Genomic DNA, 250 nt, shown 5'->3' with positions numbered 1-250 from the left:
ACACCGGCTATAGCGTATTCCAAAAAAGGCTTGGTGCTAAGTTGTTCGTCTTTTTCTAAAACGGCTGCCCCTAGTTATCGAGTTGGTTGGCTTATTGCGGGAAAATTTGCAGGGCAAGCTAGGCGTTATAAAAGAGCATTGAGTTGTTCTACCTCACTAATTAATCAATGGACGTTATCAGAATTTGTTTTTAGCGGTGAATACGACCGTAATTTAAAAGTACTTAGGCAGCGTTTACGCACTAATAAAG

General features: G+C 40.4%; 1 pseudogene. It reads left to right on the top strand.

Going from position 1 to position 250, the window contains the following annotated elements:
• A pseudogene (locus tag AAEY75_RS16380) lies at window positions 1–250 on the top strand (aminotransferase-like domain-containing protein); the annotation flags it as partial.

It is taken from the genome of Psychrobacter sp. TB55-MNA-CIBAN-0194 (genome assembly GCF_040309505.1).
Lineage (GTDB): Bacteria > Pseudomonadota > Gammaproteobacteria > Pseudomonadales > Moraxellaceae > Psychrobacter > Psychrobacter fozii.
This window is presented reverse-complemented; position numbering and strand designations above follow the sequence as displayed.